Genomic DNA, 14835 nt, shown 5'->3' on the forward strand with positions numbered 1-14835 from the left:
GCACCCATGGCAACGCTTGAAATCCGAGACCTGCACGTCACCGTCGAGGCCGACAACGCCACGAAGGAGATCCTCAAGGGCGTCGACCTCACCGTGAAGCAGGGCGAGACGCACGCCATCATGGGCCCCAACGGCTCCGGCAAGTCGACCCTCGCCTACTCGCTCGCGGGTCACCCGAAGTACACGATCACCAGCGGCACCGTGCTGCTCGACGGTGAGGACGTCCTGGAGATGTCCGTCGACGAGCGCGCCCGCGCGGGCCTGTTCCTGGCGATGCAGTACCCGGTCGAGGTCCCCGGCGTCTCGGTCTCCAACTTCCTGCGCACCTCCGCCACCGCCATCCGCGGCGAGGCCCCCAAGCTGCGCACCTGGGTGAAGGAGGTCAAGGAGGCCATGCAGCGCCTCAACATGGACCCGGCCTTCGCCGAGCGCAACGTCAACGAGGGCTTCTCCGGCGGTGAGAAGAAGCGCCACGAGATCCTCCAGCTGGAGCTGCTCAAGCCGAAGGTCGCGATCCTCGACGAGACGGACTCCGGCCTGGATGTCGACGCCCTGCGGATCGTCTCCGAGGGTGTCAACCGCATCCGTGAGACCGGCGAGGTCGGCACCCTGCTGATCACGCACTACACGCGCATTCTGCGCTACATCAAGCCCGACCACGTCCACGTCTTCGCCGACGGCCGGATCGCCGAGTCCGGCGGCCCCGAGCTCGCGGACAAGCTGGAGAACGAGGGCTACGAGGCTTACACGAAGGGTGGCGCATCCGAGTGACACAGCTGCCGGGCCTCCTCGACACCGAGGCGATCCGCAAGGACTTCCCCATCCTGGACCGACTGGTTCACGACGACCGGAAGCTCGTGTATCTGGACAACGCGGCGACCTCGCAGAAGCCGCGCCAGGTACTGGACGCCCTGAGCGAGTACTACGAGCGCTACAACGCCAACGTCCACCGCGGTGTGCATGTGCTCGCCGAGGAGGCCACGGCGCTGTACGAGGGCGCGCGCGACAAGGTCGCCGCCTTCGTCAACGCGCCGAGCCGCGACGAGGTGATCTTCACCAAGAACGCCTCCGAGTCGCTCAATCTCGTCGCGAACATGCTGGGCTGGGCCGACGAGCCCTACCGCGTGGACTCCGAGACCGAGATCGTCATCACGGAGATGGAGCACCACTCCAACATCGTGCCGTGGCAGCTGCTGGCGCAGCGCACGGGCGCGAAGCTGAAGTGGTTCGGGCTGACCGACGACGGCCGCCTCGACCTCTCCAACATCGACGAGGTCATCACCGAGAAGACGAAGATCGTCTCCTTCGTGCTGGTGTCCAACATCCTGGGCACCGTCAACCCGGTCGAGGCGATAGTGCGCCGCGCCCAGGAGGTCGGTGCGCTCGTCTGCATCGACGCCTCGCAGGCCGCGCCGCACATGCCGCTGGACGTCCAGGCCCTCCAGGCCGACTTCGTGGCCTTCACCGGCCACAAGATGTGCGGCCCGACGGGCATCGGCGTGCTGTGGGGCCGCCAGGAACTCCTGGAGGACCTGCCCCCCTTCCTCGGCGGCGGCGAGATGATCGAGACGGTGTCGATGCACTCGTCGACGTACGCCCCGGCACCGCACAAGTTCGAGGCGGGCACGCCGCCGATCGCGCAGGCGGTCGGCCTGGGTGCGGCGATCGACTACCTGAACTCGGTCGGCATGGACAAGATCCTCGCCCACGAGCACGCGCTCACCGAGTACGCGGTGAAGAAGCTGGGCGAGGTCCCCGACCTGCGCATCATCGGCCCGAGCACGGCCGAGGACCGGGGCGCGGCGATCTCCTTCACGCTCGGTGACATCCACCCGCACGACGTGGGCCAGGTCCTCGACGAGCAGGGCATCGCGGTCCGTGTCGGCCACCACTGCGCGCGGCCGGTCTGCCTGAGGTACGGAATTCCTGCGACCACGCGAGCGTCGTTCTATCTGTACTCCACGTCGGCCGAGATCGATGCGCTGGTCGACGGCCTGGAGCACGTACGGAACTTCTTCGGCTGAAGGGCTGGTCGTGAAGCTGGACTCGATGTACCAGGAAGTCATCCTGGACCACTACAAGCACCCGCACGGGCGTGGTCTTCGCGAGGGTGACGCCGAGGTGCACCACGTGAACCCGACGTGCGGCGACGAGATCACGCTGCGCGTGAAGTACGACGGCACGAAGATCGAGGACGTGTCGTACGAGGGCCAGGGCTGCTCGATCAGCCAGGCCTCCGCCTCCGTACTGAACGAGCTGCTCGTCGGCAAGGACCTGGCCGAGGCGCAGAGGATCCAGGAGACCTTCCTGGAGCTGATGCAGTCCAAGGGCAGGATCGAGCCCGACGACGCGATGGAGGAGGTCCTGGAGGACGCGGTCGCGTTCGCGGGCGTCTCCAAGTACCCGGCCCGAGTCAAGTGCGCCCTCCTGAGCTGGATGGCGTGGAAGGACGCGACGGCCCAGGCCCTGGGCGGAGCCGACGCCGAAAGGAAGACGGCATGAGCGACACCGTGGAGATGAAGCCCGCCTCGGAGGAAGAGGTCCGTGAGGCGCTGTACGACGTCGTCGACCCCGAGCTGGGCATCGACGTCGTCAACCTCGGCCTGATCTACGGCATCCACATCGACGACGCGAACATCGCGACGCTCGACATGACCCTGACGTCAGCGGCCTGCCCGCTCACGGACGTCATCGAGGACCAGGCGAAGTCCGCCACGGACGGCCTGGTCAACGAGCTGCGCATCAACTGGGTCTGGATGCCGCCGTGGGGCCCCGACAAGATCACGGACGACGGCCGTGAGCAGCTGCGGGCGCTCGGGTTCAACGTCTGAGGCGCACTCAGGACACATGCGAAACGGCGACGTTCGTCAGAACGTCGCCGTTTGTCGTTTCTCAGGCCAGCCCGCCCTCGAGCCGGAACGCCGAGTCCGCGGCGTAGAGCCCGTTGTACTCGTACGGGTCCAGACGGATCTGGAAGTTCTTGTGGCGCAGGAAGCGGCCCGGGTAGTTGACCGACTCCAGCATGGTCGCGCCGGAGTAGGGCGAGACGCGCGGGCAGAACGTGGCGTCCTTCTCGAAGAGGGACGAGCCGTCGTCGAGCTCGGCGCGCAGCACGAAGTTACGGTGCCGCAGATAGCCGCCGTCCGCCGTGGCGAACGAGTAACAGGCGGCGTTGGACAGGCCCTTGACCAAGGCGAAGGTGGCGTCCTGGCGGGCGGCCGCGGAGCTGACCGGGGCGAGCTTCACATAGTCGCCGCTCCCCACGTACCAGTACCGGTCGGGGTAGCTGGCCGAGCGGACGGAGCGCCAGTTCGTCGCGGGCTTGGGCGCGCTCTCCACGGGCGGCGCCGACTTGGCGGGCTTGGAGGAGGCGGGGGGCTTGGTGGGGGTGGGGGTAGGGGTGGGTGTGGGTGTGGGGCTCTCCTTGAGGGGGGTGGGCGAGGCGGCGGCCGCGTACGGCATCGCGGTCTTGCCCTTGGGCGTGGTGGTGCCGTTCGCGGACGGCGTGGCGAAGGAGATCAGGCCCGGTGCGGTGCCGGAGGCCGACGCCTTCCCTGACATTCCGTCACCGTCCCTCTCCGTCACGGTGATGGCCACCACGCAGGCCGCGATGGTGGCCGCGGCGAGGCCGCCGGCCAGCCACAGCCGACGGGTGCCCGGCGTCCGGGAGGTGTCCGGGGCCCAGCCGTTCTCCCACGGTTGCTCCTGCGGGGGCCGGGACTTGTTTTCTGGCATGCGCTGTTCCTCTCGCGGCGCTCCGATGGCTGCCGCGGCTGCGATGACCCGGTGTGTGAATGGTGAAGCAGATGGAAGAGTAGTGGAACAGATGACCTTCGAGCAGCCGTTTGAAGTGAGCGGTTTCCGTAGTGTGATCTGGGCTCATACCGCCGGGTCGGGAGTCAGGCCCCGCACCGTCGTCAGCGCCGCCTCCACACTGCCCGTGATGTCCGTGACCGGGTACTGCACGTCCCGCACGACCCGCTGCCGGTCGACGACCAGGGTGAGCCGCTTGAGACGCGCGGTGCCGGCCGCGCGGAACGTCGGCAGACGCAGGGCGGCGATCAGGGCCGGCTCCGCGTCCGACAGGAGAGAGAAGCCCAGGCGCTCCTTCTCGGCGAACGCCCGCAGCTCGTCCGGGCGTTGCGTCGAGACCCCGTGCACGGTGGCGCCGGCCGCGTGGAACTCCGCGAGGCGGTCGCGGTAGGAGCAGGACTCCAGGGTGCAGCCGGGGGCGCCGGGGATGTCCGTCCAGCCCGGGGGGTAGGCGTCCGGGCGGGCGTAGGCGCCGGGGAAGCAGTACAGGACGGTGAACGGGGTGTCGGCGGCGACCGGGTCGCGCAACTCGCCCTCGTGATCGGGCAGTCGGAGGCGGGGGAGCCGGGTGCCGGCCAGGTCGTGGACCCGGCGGGCCTCCGTCGAGGCCTCCGCCGTCGTGGCCGTCGTTCCTCCGTCGCCCAAAACCCAGGCGTCACCCCAGTCCTGAAGGGCGATCAGGACCGGCAGCAGGGCACGGCCACGCGGGGTGAGGCGGTACTCGTGGCGCACCGGGCGCTCCTGGTACGGCACCCGGGCGAGCACGTCCGCCTCGACGAGGAGGCGCAGTCGCTCGGCCAGCACCTTGCGGGAGAGGCCGAGCTCGCGCTGGAGATCGTCGAAGCGGTGCACTCCCCGTGCGGTGTCGCGCACGACGAGGAGGGTCCACCAGTCGCCGACGACGTCCAGGGCCTGGGCGATGGCGCAGGTGGAGTCCTCCATGCTGGTCCTGCGGGCCATGGATCCCTCGGCCTCCCCGCCGTCCGGTGGTCGTCGGGCCGAGCATAGTGGGTTCCTACAGGAAACCCACCAAGGGTGCGGGTGTCGCGGGCCTGCCCCGCCCGGCACCTGAGACGGTCGCCCACGGGTTCGCCTCCGCGGGCCCCGGGCGGTTAGGTTTCCCTCATGACCGACACGACTGCTCCTCGTACCACCGGCGCCGTGGCCGCCGGGCTTGCCACCATCGCCGCCGACGGCACCGTCCTCGACACCTGGTTCCCCGTCCCCGAGCTCGCCGCCGAGCCCGGCCCCGCCGGCAGTGAGCGGCTCGACGCGGAGCGCACCCGTGAGCTGCTCGGCGAGCACGCCGTCGCCGCCGTCAGCAAGGACGAGGTGCGCGGCGTGGAGGTCGTCGCGGTCCGTACGGTCATCTCCTCGCTCGACGACAAGCCGCTCGACACCCATGACGCCTACCTGCGCCTCCACCTGCTCTCGCACCGGCTCGTCAAGCCGAACGAGCAGAGCCTGGACGGCATCTTCGGCCTCCTCGCCAACGTGGCCTGGACGTCCCTCGGCCCGGTCGCCGTGGACACCCTGGAGACGGTGCGGCTCGCCGCCCGCGCCCGTGGGCAGCACCTGAGCGTGTTCGGCGTCGACAAGTTCCCGCGGATGACGGACTACGTCGCCCCGGCCGGGGTCCGCATCGCCGACGCCGACCGCGTCCGCCTCGGCGCCCACCTCGCCTCCGGCACCACCGTCATGCACGAGGGCTTCGTCAACTTCAACGCCGGCACCCTCGGCACCTCCATGGTCGAGGGCCGCATCTCCCAGGGCGTCGTCGTCGGCGACGGCTCCGACATCGGCGGCGGCGCCTCCACGATGGGCACCCTGTCCGGCGGCGGCAAGGAGCGCGTCGCCATCGGCGAGCGCTCCCTCGTCGGCGCGGAGGCCGGTGTCGGCATCGCGCTCGGCGACGACTGTGTGGTCGAGGCGGGCCTGTACCTCACCGCGGGCACCAAGGTCACCCTGCCCGACGGCCAGATCGTCAAGGCGCGTGAGCTGTCCGGCGCGAACAACATCCTCTTCCGCCGCAACTCGGTGACGGGCGCGGTCCAGGCCGTTCCGAACAACGCCGAGTGGGGCGGGCTGAACGAGATCCTGCACAGCCACAACTGAGCCGTAGGCCCAGGTCAGCGCCCTTCCGCCGGATTGCGGGAGGGCGCTTGCGCTATTGCGGGAGGGTGGCCGCGAAGCGGGTCAGGGTGGTGAAGTCGGCCTCACGCAGGCCGATGCGCGGGTTGACGTGGTGGAGGAGGGCCGGGCCGGGGTGGTGGGCGGCCACGTAGGAGTCGTCGGCGGGGCTCTGTTCGTCGTCCACCCAGGCGAAGGGGCGGCCCCGGGCGTGGGCGACGATCGTCTCCGTCTTCCAGTGGACCCCGTCGGGCCGCTCGGCGAACAGGTGGTCGCCGAAGTCGACGTAGGGCAGCTCGGGCAGGCCGACGACCGGGGCGATCCAGTGGTTGGCCGCGTCCATCCACGTGGTCGCCCAGCACAGGTCGTAGTCGAGGGCGAGGAGCGCGGGGCCGTGCCCCGGGTTCAGCCACACTCGCAGCGGCTGCCCCGGGAGCACCGTCGCCCGGATCGTCGTATAGCCCTCGGGCCTTTGCTCGGGCTTCGCCGCGTACGGGTTGAGGGGCTTATGCGGGCATGAGACATGTTCACCGTCGCCGATGACTGTCTACGGTGCTGAGGACGCGTCCGCTGCCTGCCCCCCGCTTCCGCCGACGGTCGCCCTCACGTCGCTCATGGCGCCCGGACGCAGCGTGCCACCCAGCGCGGGTGTCTCTATGCCCCCCGCACTCACCGACAAGATCAATCGCAGGTTGGCCCATTAGGGTCGGGGGCATGACGCCATCCCTTGCCAGCAGTGCCTTCGATTCGCTCCGCCTCGACGCCGTGCCCGATCAGGACGCGTTGCGCCGGGTCTACGAACTGCCCAAGGACACGGCCATGCGCAAGCAGATGACCGAACTCACCGAGCAGACCCGGCGGTTGATCGGATGCTCATCGCTCGTCCTGGTCGCCAGCGCGGACGCCGAGGGCAACTGTGATGTCTCCCCGCGCGGGGGCCCCGCCGGGTTCGTCGCCGTCCTGGACGCACGGACGGTGGCGATACCGGACGCGACCGGCAACAAGCGTCTGGACACCCTGCAGAACGTCGTCGCCACCGGACGGGCCGGGCTGCTGTTCGTCATCCCGGGGCGCACCACGACGCTCAGGGTGAACGGCCGGGCCTGCGTCTCCACCCGCCCGGAGCTGCTGTCGCAGCTGACCGCCGTGGGCAAGCCGCCGGCCAGTGCGCTGGTGCTGGGGATCGAGGAGGTCTACCCGCACTGCCCCAAGTCGCTCCTGCGCAGCGGGGCCTGGAAGCCGGAGCAGTGGCTGCCGGCGGACGCCCAGCCGACCTCGGCAGAGGTGACGCTGGCCCAACTGCGGATGCCGGAACTGACGATCGCCGACATCGAGCAGGCGGAGGCGGACTCGCTGAAGTACCGGTACGAGTAACGGGCCGACCAGTGATTGCTGAACCACCAGCCCGCCGAACCCCCAGACCAGCGCGCCCCAAGAACAATCGCGGGGCAGCCCGTTACCCCGGCGATACGACCCCTCTGTTGCCTTCCTGCGCGCTGAAGACGGTGAAGAGGTGGTTGTCGTTGGCTGAGAGGGACGAGAAGACGTGGATGTGTATGAAGCAGTGGACACTCGTCGGGCCGTGCGGGCGTTCAGCCATGAGCCGGTAGCCAAAGAGGCACTCGAACGAGTGCTGGCTGCAGCGACGCGGGCTCCGTCGAGTGGGAACCTCCAGCCGTGGCATGTGTATGTCGTGAGCGGCGAGCCCTTGGCCGAACTCAAGAGGCGCGCGACGTCCAGGGCATTGGCGGGCGACCCGGGTGATGAGCGGGAGTACCCGATGTACCCGACCGAACTGACCTCGCCGTATCTGGACCGCTTTTCGGCCGCGGCCGCCCAGCGGTACGAAGTACTGGGGATCGAGCGTGACGACCTCGACAGGCCCAAAAAGATCGCCGCCTTGAACTCGGAGGCGTTCGGGGCGCCTGTTGTGCTGTTCTGCTACCTCGACCGGACGATGGGGCCCGGACAGTGGGGGGACGCGGGGATGTACTTGCAGACGGTCATGCTGCTGCTGAGGGCGGAAGGGTTGCACAGCTGCCCTCAGGTGATGTGGACGATGTATCGCAAGACCGTCAGCCAGTTGGTAGGGGCAGCTGACGGGCTCGTGCTGTTCTGCGGTGTCGCGGTGGGATTCGCGGAGGAGGGGGTGCCGCCGCTGCGCACCGGGCGGGCGGACATGGCAGAAACAGTGAGCTTCATCGGAGGGTGACCGCCGGGCGGTCAAGTACCACGGGATCGCGCTACCGCGACCGTCAGAACGACACGAACGGCTCAGGTCAGGAGGACACGAGCCGCTCGTACGTCGCCAGCAGCCCGTCGGCCGTCCCGCGGTCGGCGGGCCGCAGGGGTGAGCGGACCGGGCCGGCCGGCAGGCCCAGCGCGTTGAGGATCGCCTTGGCGGTGACGGTCCCCGGCAGGCCCGCCGCCATCATCGCCTCGATGAGGGGCGTGGCCCGCTGCTGGAGGCGGGCCGCCTCGGCCGTGGCGCCCGCGTCGAACGCGTCGAGGATCGCCCGGAACTCGCGCGGGACGACGTTCGCGACCGTGCTGACGTAACCGGCCGCGCCCACCGCGTACAGGGCGAGGACGTGCTCGTCGCAGCCCGCGTAGTACGCCAACCCGGTGCGCGACAGCACCTTCTGGGTGCCGAGGAAGTCGTAGGAGCAGTCCTTCACCGCGACGATCCGGGGGTGTTCGGCGAGGCGGATCATCGTCTCGGGTTCGATGCGGGTGCCGGTGCGACCTGGGATGTCGTACAGCACGACCGGCAGCCCGGAGGCGTCCGCGACCTCCCGGAAGTGCGCCTCGACGGCGTCCTGCGGGGGTCTGCTGTAGTACGGGGTGACCACCAGCACGCCGTCCGCGCCGGCCTTCTCGGCGGCCAGGGCGAGCTCGACGGTGTGCCGGGTGTCGGCGGTGCCCACGCCCGCCACGAGCGACGCGCGGTCGCCGACCGCCTCGCGCACGGCGCTGACCAGCGTGGACTTCTCGGCGTCCGTCGTGGTGGGCGACTCACCCGTGGTGCCGGAGAGGACGAGGCCGTCGCAGCCCTGCGTCACCAGCCGGTCGGCGAGCCGCTGCGCGCCGTCGAGGTCGAGCGTGCCGGCCTCGGTGAAGGGCGTGATCATCGCGCACAGGGCACGGCCGAAGGGAGGGGGCGGAGAGGCTGCGTTCGTCATGAGAGTAGTCTCGGCCCGGCCATCGTGAAGCTCCACTTAAATTTACTACGAGATATACATAAGCATTGCTGATAGGTAGGGCCGGTCGGCGTGGCTCGATCAGGGCGGGAGCGGGGGCGGCGAGCAGGGGTAACAGGGGCCGGTCCGGGTACCCGGGGGTTTCCGGAAGAGAGAGGAGGCGGAACACCGTGACCGGGACCATGCACTCGCGACCTGCCCTCGACGATCACCATTCGGTGGGCGATCTCGTCGGACAGGCCACCGAACAACTCTCCCGGCTGGTACGGCAGGAGATCGGCCTCGCGAAGGAGGAGCTGGCCGAGAAGGGCCGGCGTGCGGGCCGTGGCGGCGGGCTGCTCGGTGCCGCGGGCGCCGTGGCCTACGCCGGTTGGCTCGCCCTGGCTGGTACGGCCACCGCCGCGCTCTCGCTGACGCTGCCCGTGTGGGCCGCGGCGCTGATCGTCACGGCGGTGCTGTTCGCGCTCGCCGGTCTGCTGGCCGCACTCGGCCGCTCCCAGCTGCGACGTGCCGCGCCCGCCACCCCCGAGGCAACCCTCGGCAGCGTCAGGGCCGATGTCGACGAGATCAGGGAAAGGGCGCATCGATGACGGACAGGACACCGAAGGGGACGGGCGGTGCCAAGGGGCCCGACGAGCTGCGCCGGCAGATAGCGCAGACCAGGAGTCAACTCGGCGACACCATCGAGGAGTTGGCCGCGAAGGCGGACGTGAAGGGGCGCGCCCTGGCTCGGGCTGCCGACCTCAGGGACAAGGCCGGCGCCATGACCGTCCAACTGCGCAGCACCGCGGCGCAGGCGAGCCACGTCATGCAGGGCAAGGCGACCCAGGCGGGGCATGCCGTGCAGGGCCGGGCGAGCCAGGCCGGACACGCGGTCCAGGGCAAGGCGGGCCAGGCCGGGCACGTCGTGCAGGGCAGGGCGGGCCAGGCCGGGCACATGGTCCAGGGCAAGGCGGGCCGGGCCGGGCACGTCGTGCAGGGCAGGGCGGAGCAGGCGGGCCACGCCGTGGAGGGGCTGCCGAGCCCGGTGCGGACCGTCGTCCAGGCCGGTCTGCGGCACCCCGGCGTGGTGCTGATCGCCGGCGCCGCGGGCGTGGTGATCGCGGCGGGCGTGCTGCGGCGACGCCACCACTGAGGGGACCTCCGGCGGTCCCAGTGAGCAGTGCTTGACCTCAAGTCTGGTCGAGGTCGGACGGTGGGCGGTGTACACGCACCGCCCACCGATCCGTGGAGGCAGGCATGACCCGCCGCACCGACGCCCACCCCGACCCCGCCGACCCGCGCGTCCGCTCGCCCCTCTTCAGCACCTGGCGGGTGGGGACGCCGACACGTCAGCGGCAGACCGTCGAGGCCTTCGCCGCCGCCTGGGAGCGTCGCCCCTGGCCCGACGGCGACCTGCTCGCCCACCACGTCTACACCGGTCACGACACCGCCACCGTGCTGCACTACTCGCAGTGGACGAAAACACCCGCCCAGGAACGCGTCGACGAGATCGACAGCGCCGTCCCCGGGATCGAGCGCCTCGGCCCCGGCCGCTACCAGCGGTACCGGAGCCGGGAGCGGGCCGCCGGCGACGTACGCGTGCCGGGCCTGATCGTGACCGTACGGATCGACTTCGAACCGCACGCCGCCGAACAGCGGCGCGACTGGATCGACACCGTGCTCCGGGCCCTCGCCGACGACCCCGCCGGGCATCGGGGCCTGATCGCCGCCCACTTCCATCTCGGCGGCGACGGCGACGGCACGCACATCCTCAACTACGCCGAGTGGGAAAGCGCCGGTGCCTACGATGCGGCGATGGCGGCGCCCGGGGAGGGTGTCGGGTCGCCCACTGACCTGTGGGAGCGCGTGCGGACGTATCCGGGGGCGAAGGGGTTCACCGGCAGCCGGTACGACCACGCGCTCGGCCTGGTGCCCGGCTGACGAGAGATGCGACGGGGCCGACCGGACGCGCTGTCCGGCCGGCCCCGTCACCGGGATCTACGGGTGGAACCGCAGCACCTGCGGGTCGTGGTCGCTGATCTGGTCGTTGAACTCCGCGTTGATGTGCACGCTGTCGTACTCGAAGTCGCAGCCGCGCCGGATCGACGGGCTGACCAGGATCTGGTCGAGGACCTGGCTGTTGCCCTGGTAGTCGTACGTGTAACGCTCGCTCTTCGGCAGCGACTTGATCGCCGACCACAGCTCGCCGTCACCCTCGAGGAGCCTCGCGGTGTCGGAGAACTCGAAGTCGTTGATGTCGCCCAGCGCGATGACGTCGGCGTTCTTCTGGACGTCGAGGATCTGCTTGACGAACGCGTTCACGAGCGTCGCCTGCTGGTGGCGCTGGGTCTCCGAGCTGCGCGCCGGGGGCTGGTACTGCGAGGTCAGGCCCTGGTCGCCGCCCTTGGAGTTGAAGTGGTTGGCGATCACGAAGACCGTGCGACCGCGGAAGACGAACTCGCCGGCCAGCGGCTTGCGGCTGTTCGCCCACGCCGTGTCGGTGGGGTCGATGCGGCCGGGGGAGGCGGTCAGCTGCGCCTTGCCGTGGACCTTCGTCACGCCGGTGGCGGTGGTCGCGTCGCCGCCCGCGCGCTCGGTGAAGGAGACCCGCTCCGGGTTGAACAGGAACACCTGGCGGATGTTGCCGCCGGGCTCGCCGCCGTCCGCGTTGTTCGTCGGGTCGATCGAGCGCCAGTCGTACGTCGGGCCGCCCGCCGCGACGATCGCGTCGATCAGTTTGGTCACCGTCTGGTCGGCGGCCACCGTGCCGTCGTTCTTCGCGCCGTTGTTGTCCTGGATCTCCTCCAGGGACACGATGTCGGGCGACTTCAGGTTGTTCACGATCGCGGAGGCGTGCTCCTCGAACGTGGCGTCGGACGGGTCGAGGTTCTCGACGTTGTACGTCGCGACCGCCAGCTCGCCCTTCTTCTGCTTCTGGGTGGTCTCCCGCTGCAGGCCCGCGCTCTTCAGCGTGCCGATCTCGCTCGCGACCAGCGTGTAGCCGCCGAACTGGTTGTAGTCCAGCGGGCCGGCGGTCGTGCCGGTGAGCGTGTCGCCGACGTTCGCGGCGGGGAAGTCGGCCACCGCTCCCAGGGACTGGATCTGGAGCCGGCCGGTGTTCTGGGAGTCGTAGGAGCCGTAGACCGTGCCGCCATGGCGGTTGGCGTGCTCGCGCGGCTTCACCGTCACCCACAGCTCGGTGTACGGGTCGGTGGCGCCGACCACGCGCGCGTCGGCGACCCGGACGTTCATGCCCTCCAGGGACTCGTAGTAGTCCAGGGCGTACTTCGACGGCTGAAGCGTCAGGCCGTTGACCGAGCCGCTCGCGGCGCTGTCGCCGGCCGGGGCGTAGGCGTCCGGTACGGAGCGGGCGTCGACGACGGTGGCGGCCGGGACGGCGTTGCCGCTGGAGACGACGGTGACCGTCGGCTTCGTGATCTCGGTCAGCGTCTGGTTGCCGGACGAGGCGCCGCCCGGGACGAACTCCGAGACCGTGCCGCTGACGGTGACGGCGTCGCCGACGGCGACCTTCGGGGCGGAGCTGGTGAAGACGAAGACGGCCTCACTGGTGGCCGGGTCGGCGTCCGGGGTCGGATCCTGGATCCAGAAGCCTCTGGAGGAGCCGTAGCCGCGCACGCCGGTGACGATTCCGGCCACGTCCGTGACCTGCTTGCCGGCGTACGGGGATATCCGGGTGCTGCCCTGAATGTCGTGGATGCGCACGGAGTCGGCGTGCGCGGGAGAGGTGAGGACGACGATGGACGCCGCGGAACAGACGGCGGCGACGGTGAGCGCGGCGAGGCGCGCGGAAGACCTGCTCGGCAAGGGATCCCTCCGGGGACGTACGTGGGCGCCGGGACGAGGGTGGAGCGTGGGCGGTGGGCCGCGACCGGTGGGGCGACGGCGACGCGCGTAGAAGTCGGGGACACAGGTGTTCACTGATTTCTACGCGCGTCAATCTCCTGCCTGCTCAGGTCAGTTGTCAAGGTTTCAGCCATGTACGGATCCCGACCGGGAGATGAACCGGGTGGCATGGGTGGAAATCCGTCTAGGCTGAGCGGTTGAGTGGTACGACGCGTCCGAGGAGAACCAACCGATGTCAGACAGCTCCCCCTTGCCGCCGGTGCGCCTGCACCCCGAAGCGGAGCTGGCGCGGGACGCGCTGTCCACGCCGTTGCTCTCCCGGGCCGCGCGGCTCGCCCGCTGGGCCGGTCCCCAGACGCGCGTCGACGCGGGGGGTGGGCTGGTCGACGAGCAGTTGCCGGCGGCGGCCGAGGTGCTCGGGCTGGGTGAAGGTGACTCGGTTGAGGGGCTCGGGCCGGACGGGGGTGACGCCGCGGCCCTCGCGAGTGAGGCGTGGCGGGTTGCCGTGGACGCCGGGCTCGTCGAGGTGGTCGACGAGGAGGCGGGCACCGTGGCGGCGGGGGCGGACCTCGCGTTGCTGACCGGCGGGTCGCCGCACGACGTGCTCGGTGTGTGGCTGGCCGCGCTGGAGACCGTGCTCGCCGACGCGAGCGTGCCCGACCTGGACGACCTGGTCGAGGCGGTGGGCGAGGGCGGCGAGGTCGACCTCTCGCGGCTGGACTGGGATCCCGAGGCGGAGGCGGAGTTCCTCGACGGGGTGCTGGGCAACCTGTACCTGCTGACGGTCAGTGAGGACGGGCCCGGGGAAGGGCCGGTGCCGCTGCCGGCGCTGGCCGCGTCGATGATCGTGCCCGGTGACATGGGAGAGCCCAGCAACGATGTGCTGGAGCAGGTGTCCGACGCGATGATGCGGCTGGACGACCAGTTCCGGGTGCTGGCGCCGGTGGGGCTGGTGGAGTACCAGCCGGTCGACGAGGCGTTGATGGCGGACACCGACGAGGAGCCCTCGGAGCCCCCGGCGCCGGTGGACGACACGGATGTCTCTCGCTACGGCATGGTGCGGCTCACGCCGCTCGGGCTGTACGGGTTGCGGGCGCGGCTCCTGGAGGCCGGGTTCACGGCGCCCGCCGTCGGGGACCTCGCGGGCAAGGGGGCCGACGCGCTGCTCGACGAGACGGCGTCCTACGGGCCGCGGGCGGCGCTGGCGGAGACCGAGCAGTGGCTGGCGCGGCGTGAACCGCTGCTTGCGGCACGGGAGTTGCTCGGTGCGGCTCGGGGGGCGGACATGGGTGCGCCGCTGCGTCGGTTGCGCTGTCAGCAGGCACTGTCGCTCGTTGGTGTCCAGGCCGAGTCCGCCCTGCGTGAGGTGCTGGACGATGCGGAGTTGGGTGGGCTGGCTCGGGTGTGGCTGAGCGAGCACGGGGCGTCCGATGTGCCGGCGCCGTCCGAGGCGATGGTCTTCTGGCTCACCATCGACACGGTCGCGGCGCAGTTGGCCGCAGAGGGCAACTCCGAGGAGTTGCGTGAGCTGGTGGCCGGGCTTGCGGAGCAGCACCGTGGGTTCTTCGCGGCGGCGTGGCGTGTGGATCATCCCGCTACGGCGGACGTGTTGGAGGAGATGGGGCGGTTGCACCCTGACAAGAGGGTGGCGAAGGAGGCTCGGAAGGCGGCGTTCAAGGCGCGGTCGCAGCGGGGGGAGTGAAGCGCTTCGGGGACGCGTGCCTCGGGTGTGCGTGCTGTGGGGGTGGGTCGGGGGGGGGGGGGGGGGGGGGGGGGGGGGGGGGGGGGGGGGGGGGGGGGGGGGGGGGGGGGGGGGGGGGGGGGGGGGGGGGGGGGGGGGGGGGGG

Annotated in this window: 16 protein-coding genes; 11 read left to right on the plus strand and 5 right to left on the minus strand. The window is 70.6% G+C overall.

The features are described 5' to 3' along the window. The first annotated feature begins 6 nt into the window (after window positions 1–6). Genes sufC through ACFYWX_RS41650 form a run of 4 tightly spaced genes read left to right on the plus strand, consistent with a single transcriptional unit; the run spans window position 7 to window position 2831 of the window. Complete coding sequence (sufC, locus tag ACFYWX_RS41635) at window positions 7–771, plus strand: Fe-S cluster assembly ATPase SufC (RefSeq protein ID WP_389430392.1); 765 nt, start codon at window positions 7–9, stop codon at window positions 769–771. Next, window positions 768–2024: a cysteine desulfurase gene (locus ACFYWX_RS41640; RefSeq protein ID WP_389430393.1), complete on the plus strand. Its 1257-nt coding sequence runs from the start codon at window positions 768–770 to the stop codon at window positions 2022–2024. The genes sufC and ACFYWX_RS41640 overlap by 4 nt, the downstream gene beginning before the upstream one ends. A gap of 10 nt (window positions 2025–2034) precedes the next feature. Further along, complete coding sequence (gene sufU / locus ACFYWX_RS41645; RefSeq protein WP_389430394.1) at window positions 2035–2502, plus strand: Fe-S cluster assembly sulfur transfer protein SufU; 468 nt, start codon at window positions 2035–2037, stop codon at window positions 2500–2502. Continuing rightward, window positions 2499–2831 (plus strand): metal-sulfur cluster assembly factor, encoded by a 333-nt coding sequence (locus tag ACFYWX_RS41650; protein ID WP_328428541.1) that lies wholly within the window; start codon window positions 2499–2501, stop codon window positions 2829–2831. The genes sufU and ACFYWX_RS41650 overlap by 4 nt, the downstream gene beginning before the upstream one ends. 61 nt (window positions 2832–2892) lie before the next feature. On the opposite strand, the gene ACFYWX_RS41655 is transcribed toward ACFYWX_RS41650, so the two are convergent. Continuing rightward, window positions 2893–3735, minus strand: coding sequence for an AbfB domain-containing protein (locus ACFYWX_RS41655; RefSeq protein ID WP_389430396.1), 843 nt, complete (start codon window positions 3733–3735; stop codon window positions 2893–2895). Window positions 3736–3879: 144 nt separating this feature from the next. Then, entirely contained in the window at window positions 3880–4773 is an 894-nt protein-coding gene (locus tag ACFYWX_RS41660; protein ID WP_389430397.1) for a winged helix-turn-helix transcriptional regulator, read from the minus strand. Window positions 4774–4938: 165 nt separating this feature from the next. Here ACFYWX_RS41660 and dapD point away from each other — a divergent pair, with 165 nt between their 5' ends. Beyond that, on the plus strand, window positions 4939–5928 hold the full coding sequence (dapD, locus tag ACFYWX_RS41665; protein WP_389430398.1) for a 2,3,4,5-tetrahydropyridine-2,6-dicarboxylate N-succinyltransferase: 990 nt from the start codon (window positions 4939–4941) through the stop codon (window positions 5926–5928). A gap of 52 nt (window positions 5929–5980) precedes the next feature. On the opposite strand, the gene ACFYWX_RS41670 is transcribed toward dapD, so the two are convergent. Then, the gene (locus ACFYWX_RS41670) at window positions 5981–6484 is read right to left on the minus strand and encodes a hypothetical protein (protein WP_389430420.1); all 504 of its coding nucleotides are present in this window, start codon (window positions 6482–6484) and stop codon (window positions 5981–5983) included. A gap of 173 nt (window positions 6485–6657) precedes the next feature. Here ACFYWX_RS41670 and ACFYWX_RS41675 point away from each other — a divergent pair, with 173 nt between their 5' ends. Together ACFYWX_RS41675 and ACFYWX_RS41680 are read left to right on the plus strand one after the other, a co-directional pair. Then, window positions 6658–7317 (plus strand): MSMEG_1061 family FMN-dependent PPOX-type flavoprotein, encoded by a 660-nt coding sequence (locus ACFYWX_RS41675; protein ID WP_389430399.1) that lies wholly within the window; start codon window positions 6658–6660, stop codon window positions 7315–7317. A gap of 172 nt (window positions 7318–7489) precedes the next feature. Continuing rightward, window positions 7490–8155, plus strand: coding sequence for a nitroreductase (locus ACFYWX_RS41680; RefSeq protein WP_389430400.1), 666 nt, complete (start codon window positions 7490–7492; stop codon window positions 8153–8155). 67 nt (window positions 8156–8222) lie between these two features. Here the strand turns inward: ACFYWX_RS41680 and dapA are convergent, their stop codons facing one another. After that, window positions 8223–9125 carry a 4-hydroxy-tetrahydrodipicolinate synthase gene (dapA, locus tag ACFYWX_RS41685; protein WP_389430401.1) on the minus strand — a complete coding sequence of 301 codons (903 nt, stop codon included), beginning with the start codon at window positions 9123–9125 and terminating at the stop codon, window positions 8223–8225. Window positions 9126–9313: 188 nt separating this feature from the next. On the opposite strand from dapA, the gene ACFYWX_RS41690 reads away from it, so the two are divergent. The 3 genes from ACFYWX_RS41690 to ACFYWX_RS41700 all read left to right on the plus strand — a co-directional run bounded on the left by ACFYWX_RS41690 (window position 9314) and on the right by ACFYWX_RS41700 (window position 11066). After that, the gene (locus tag ACFYWX_RS41690) at window positions 9314–9733 is read left to right on the plus strand and encodes a phage holin family protein (RefSeq protein ID WP_389430402.1); all 420 of its coding nucleotides are present in this window, start codon (window positions 9314–9316) and stop codon (window positions 9731–9733) included. Next, complete coding sequence (locus tag ACFYWX_RS41695; protein ID WP_389430403.1) at window positions 9730–10278, plus strand: DUF3618 domain-containing protein; 549 nt, start codon at window positions 9730–9732, stop codon at window positions 10276–10278. Before ACFYWX_RS41690 ends, ACFYWX_RS41695 begins: the two co-directional genes overlap by 4 nt. Before the next feature lie 104 nt (window positions 10279–10382). Further along, complete coding sequence (locus tag ACFYWX_RS41700) at window positions 10383–11066, plus strand: antibiotic biosynthesis monooxygenase (protein ID WP_389430405.1); 684 nt, start codon at window positions 10383–10385, stop codon at window positions 11064–11066. A 57-nt stretch (window positions 11067–11123) separates the two neighbouring features. Here ACFYWX_RS41700 and ACFYWX_RS41705 read toward each other — a convergent pair whose 3' ends face one another. Then, the gene (locus ACFYWX_RS41705) at window positions 11124–12950 is read right to left on the minus strand and encodes an endonuclease/exonuclease/phosphatase family protein (protein WP_389430407.1); all 1827 of its coding nucleotides are present in this window, start codon (window positions 12948–12950) and stop codon (window positions 11124–11126) included. Between the two features lie 271 nt (window positions 12951–13221). On the opposite strand from ACFYWX_RS41705, the gene ACFYWX_RS41710 reads away from it, so the two are divergent. Further along, window positions 13222–14691, plus strand: a complete 1470-nt coding sequence (locus tag ACFYWX_RS41710; RefSeq protein WP_389430408.1) for a hypothetical protein — start codon at window positions 13222–13224, stop codon at window positions 14689–14691. The last annotated feature ends 144 nt before the right edge of the window (window positions 14692–14835 follow it).

Source organism: Streptomyces sp. NPDC002888 (genome assembly GCF_042888465.1).
Lineage (GTDB): Bacteria > Actinomycetota > Actinomycetes > Streptomycetales > Streptomycetaceae > Streptomyces.

Bases quoted from the DNA above. Each gene is read 5' to 3' on its own strand.
- sufC (WP_389430392.1), top strand. From the start codon at position 7: ATGGCAACGCTTGAAATCCGAGACCTGCACGTCACCGTCGAGGCCGAC.
- ACFYWX_RS41650 (WP_328428541.1), top strand. From the start codon at position 2,499: ATGAGCGACACCGTGGAGATGAAGCCCGCCTCGGAGGAAGAGGTCCGT.
- ACFYWX_RS41655 (WP_389430396.1), bottom strand. From the start codon at position 3,735: ATGCCAGAAAACAAGTCCCGGCCCCCGCAGGAGCAACCGTGGGAGAAC.
- ACFYWX_RS41660 (WP_389430397.1), bottom strand. From the start codon at position 4,773: ATGGCCCGCAGGACCAGCATGGAGGACTCCACCTGCGCCATCGCCCAG.
- dapD (WP_389430398.1), top strand. From the start codon at position 4,939: ATGACCGACACGACTGCTCCTCGTACCACCGGCGCCGTGGCCGCCGGG.
- ACFYWX_RS41675 (WP_389430399.1), top strand. From the start codon at position 6,658: ATGACGCCATCCCTTGCCAGCAGTGCCTTCGATTCGCTCCGCCTCGAC.
- dapA (WP_389430401.1), bottom strand. From the start codon at position 9,125: ATGACGAACGCAGCCTCTCCGCCCCCTCCCTTCGGCCGTGCCCTGTGC.
- ACFYWX_RS41695 (WP_389430403.1), top strand. From the start codon at position 9,730: ATGACGGACAGGACACCGAAGGGGACGGGCGGTGCCAAGGGGCCCGAC.
- ACFYWX_RS41700 (WP_389430405.1), top strand. From the start codon at position 10,383: ATGACCCGCCGCACCGACGCCCACCCCGACCCCGCCGACCCGCGCGTC.
- ACFYWX_RS41710 (WP_389430408.1), top strand. From the start codon at position 13,222: ATGTCAGACAGCTCCCCCTTGCCGCCGGTGCGCCTGCACCCCGAAGCG.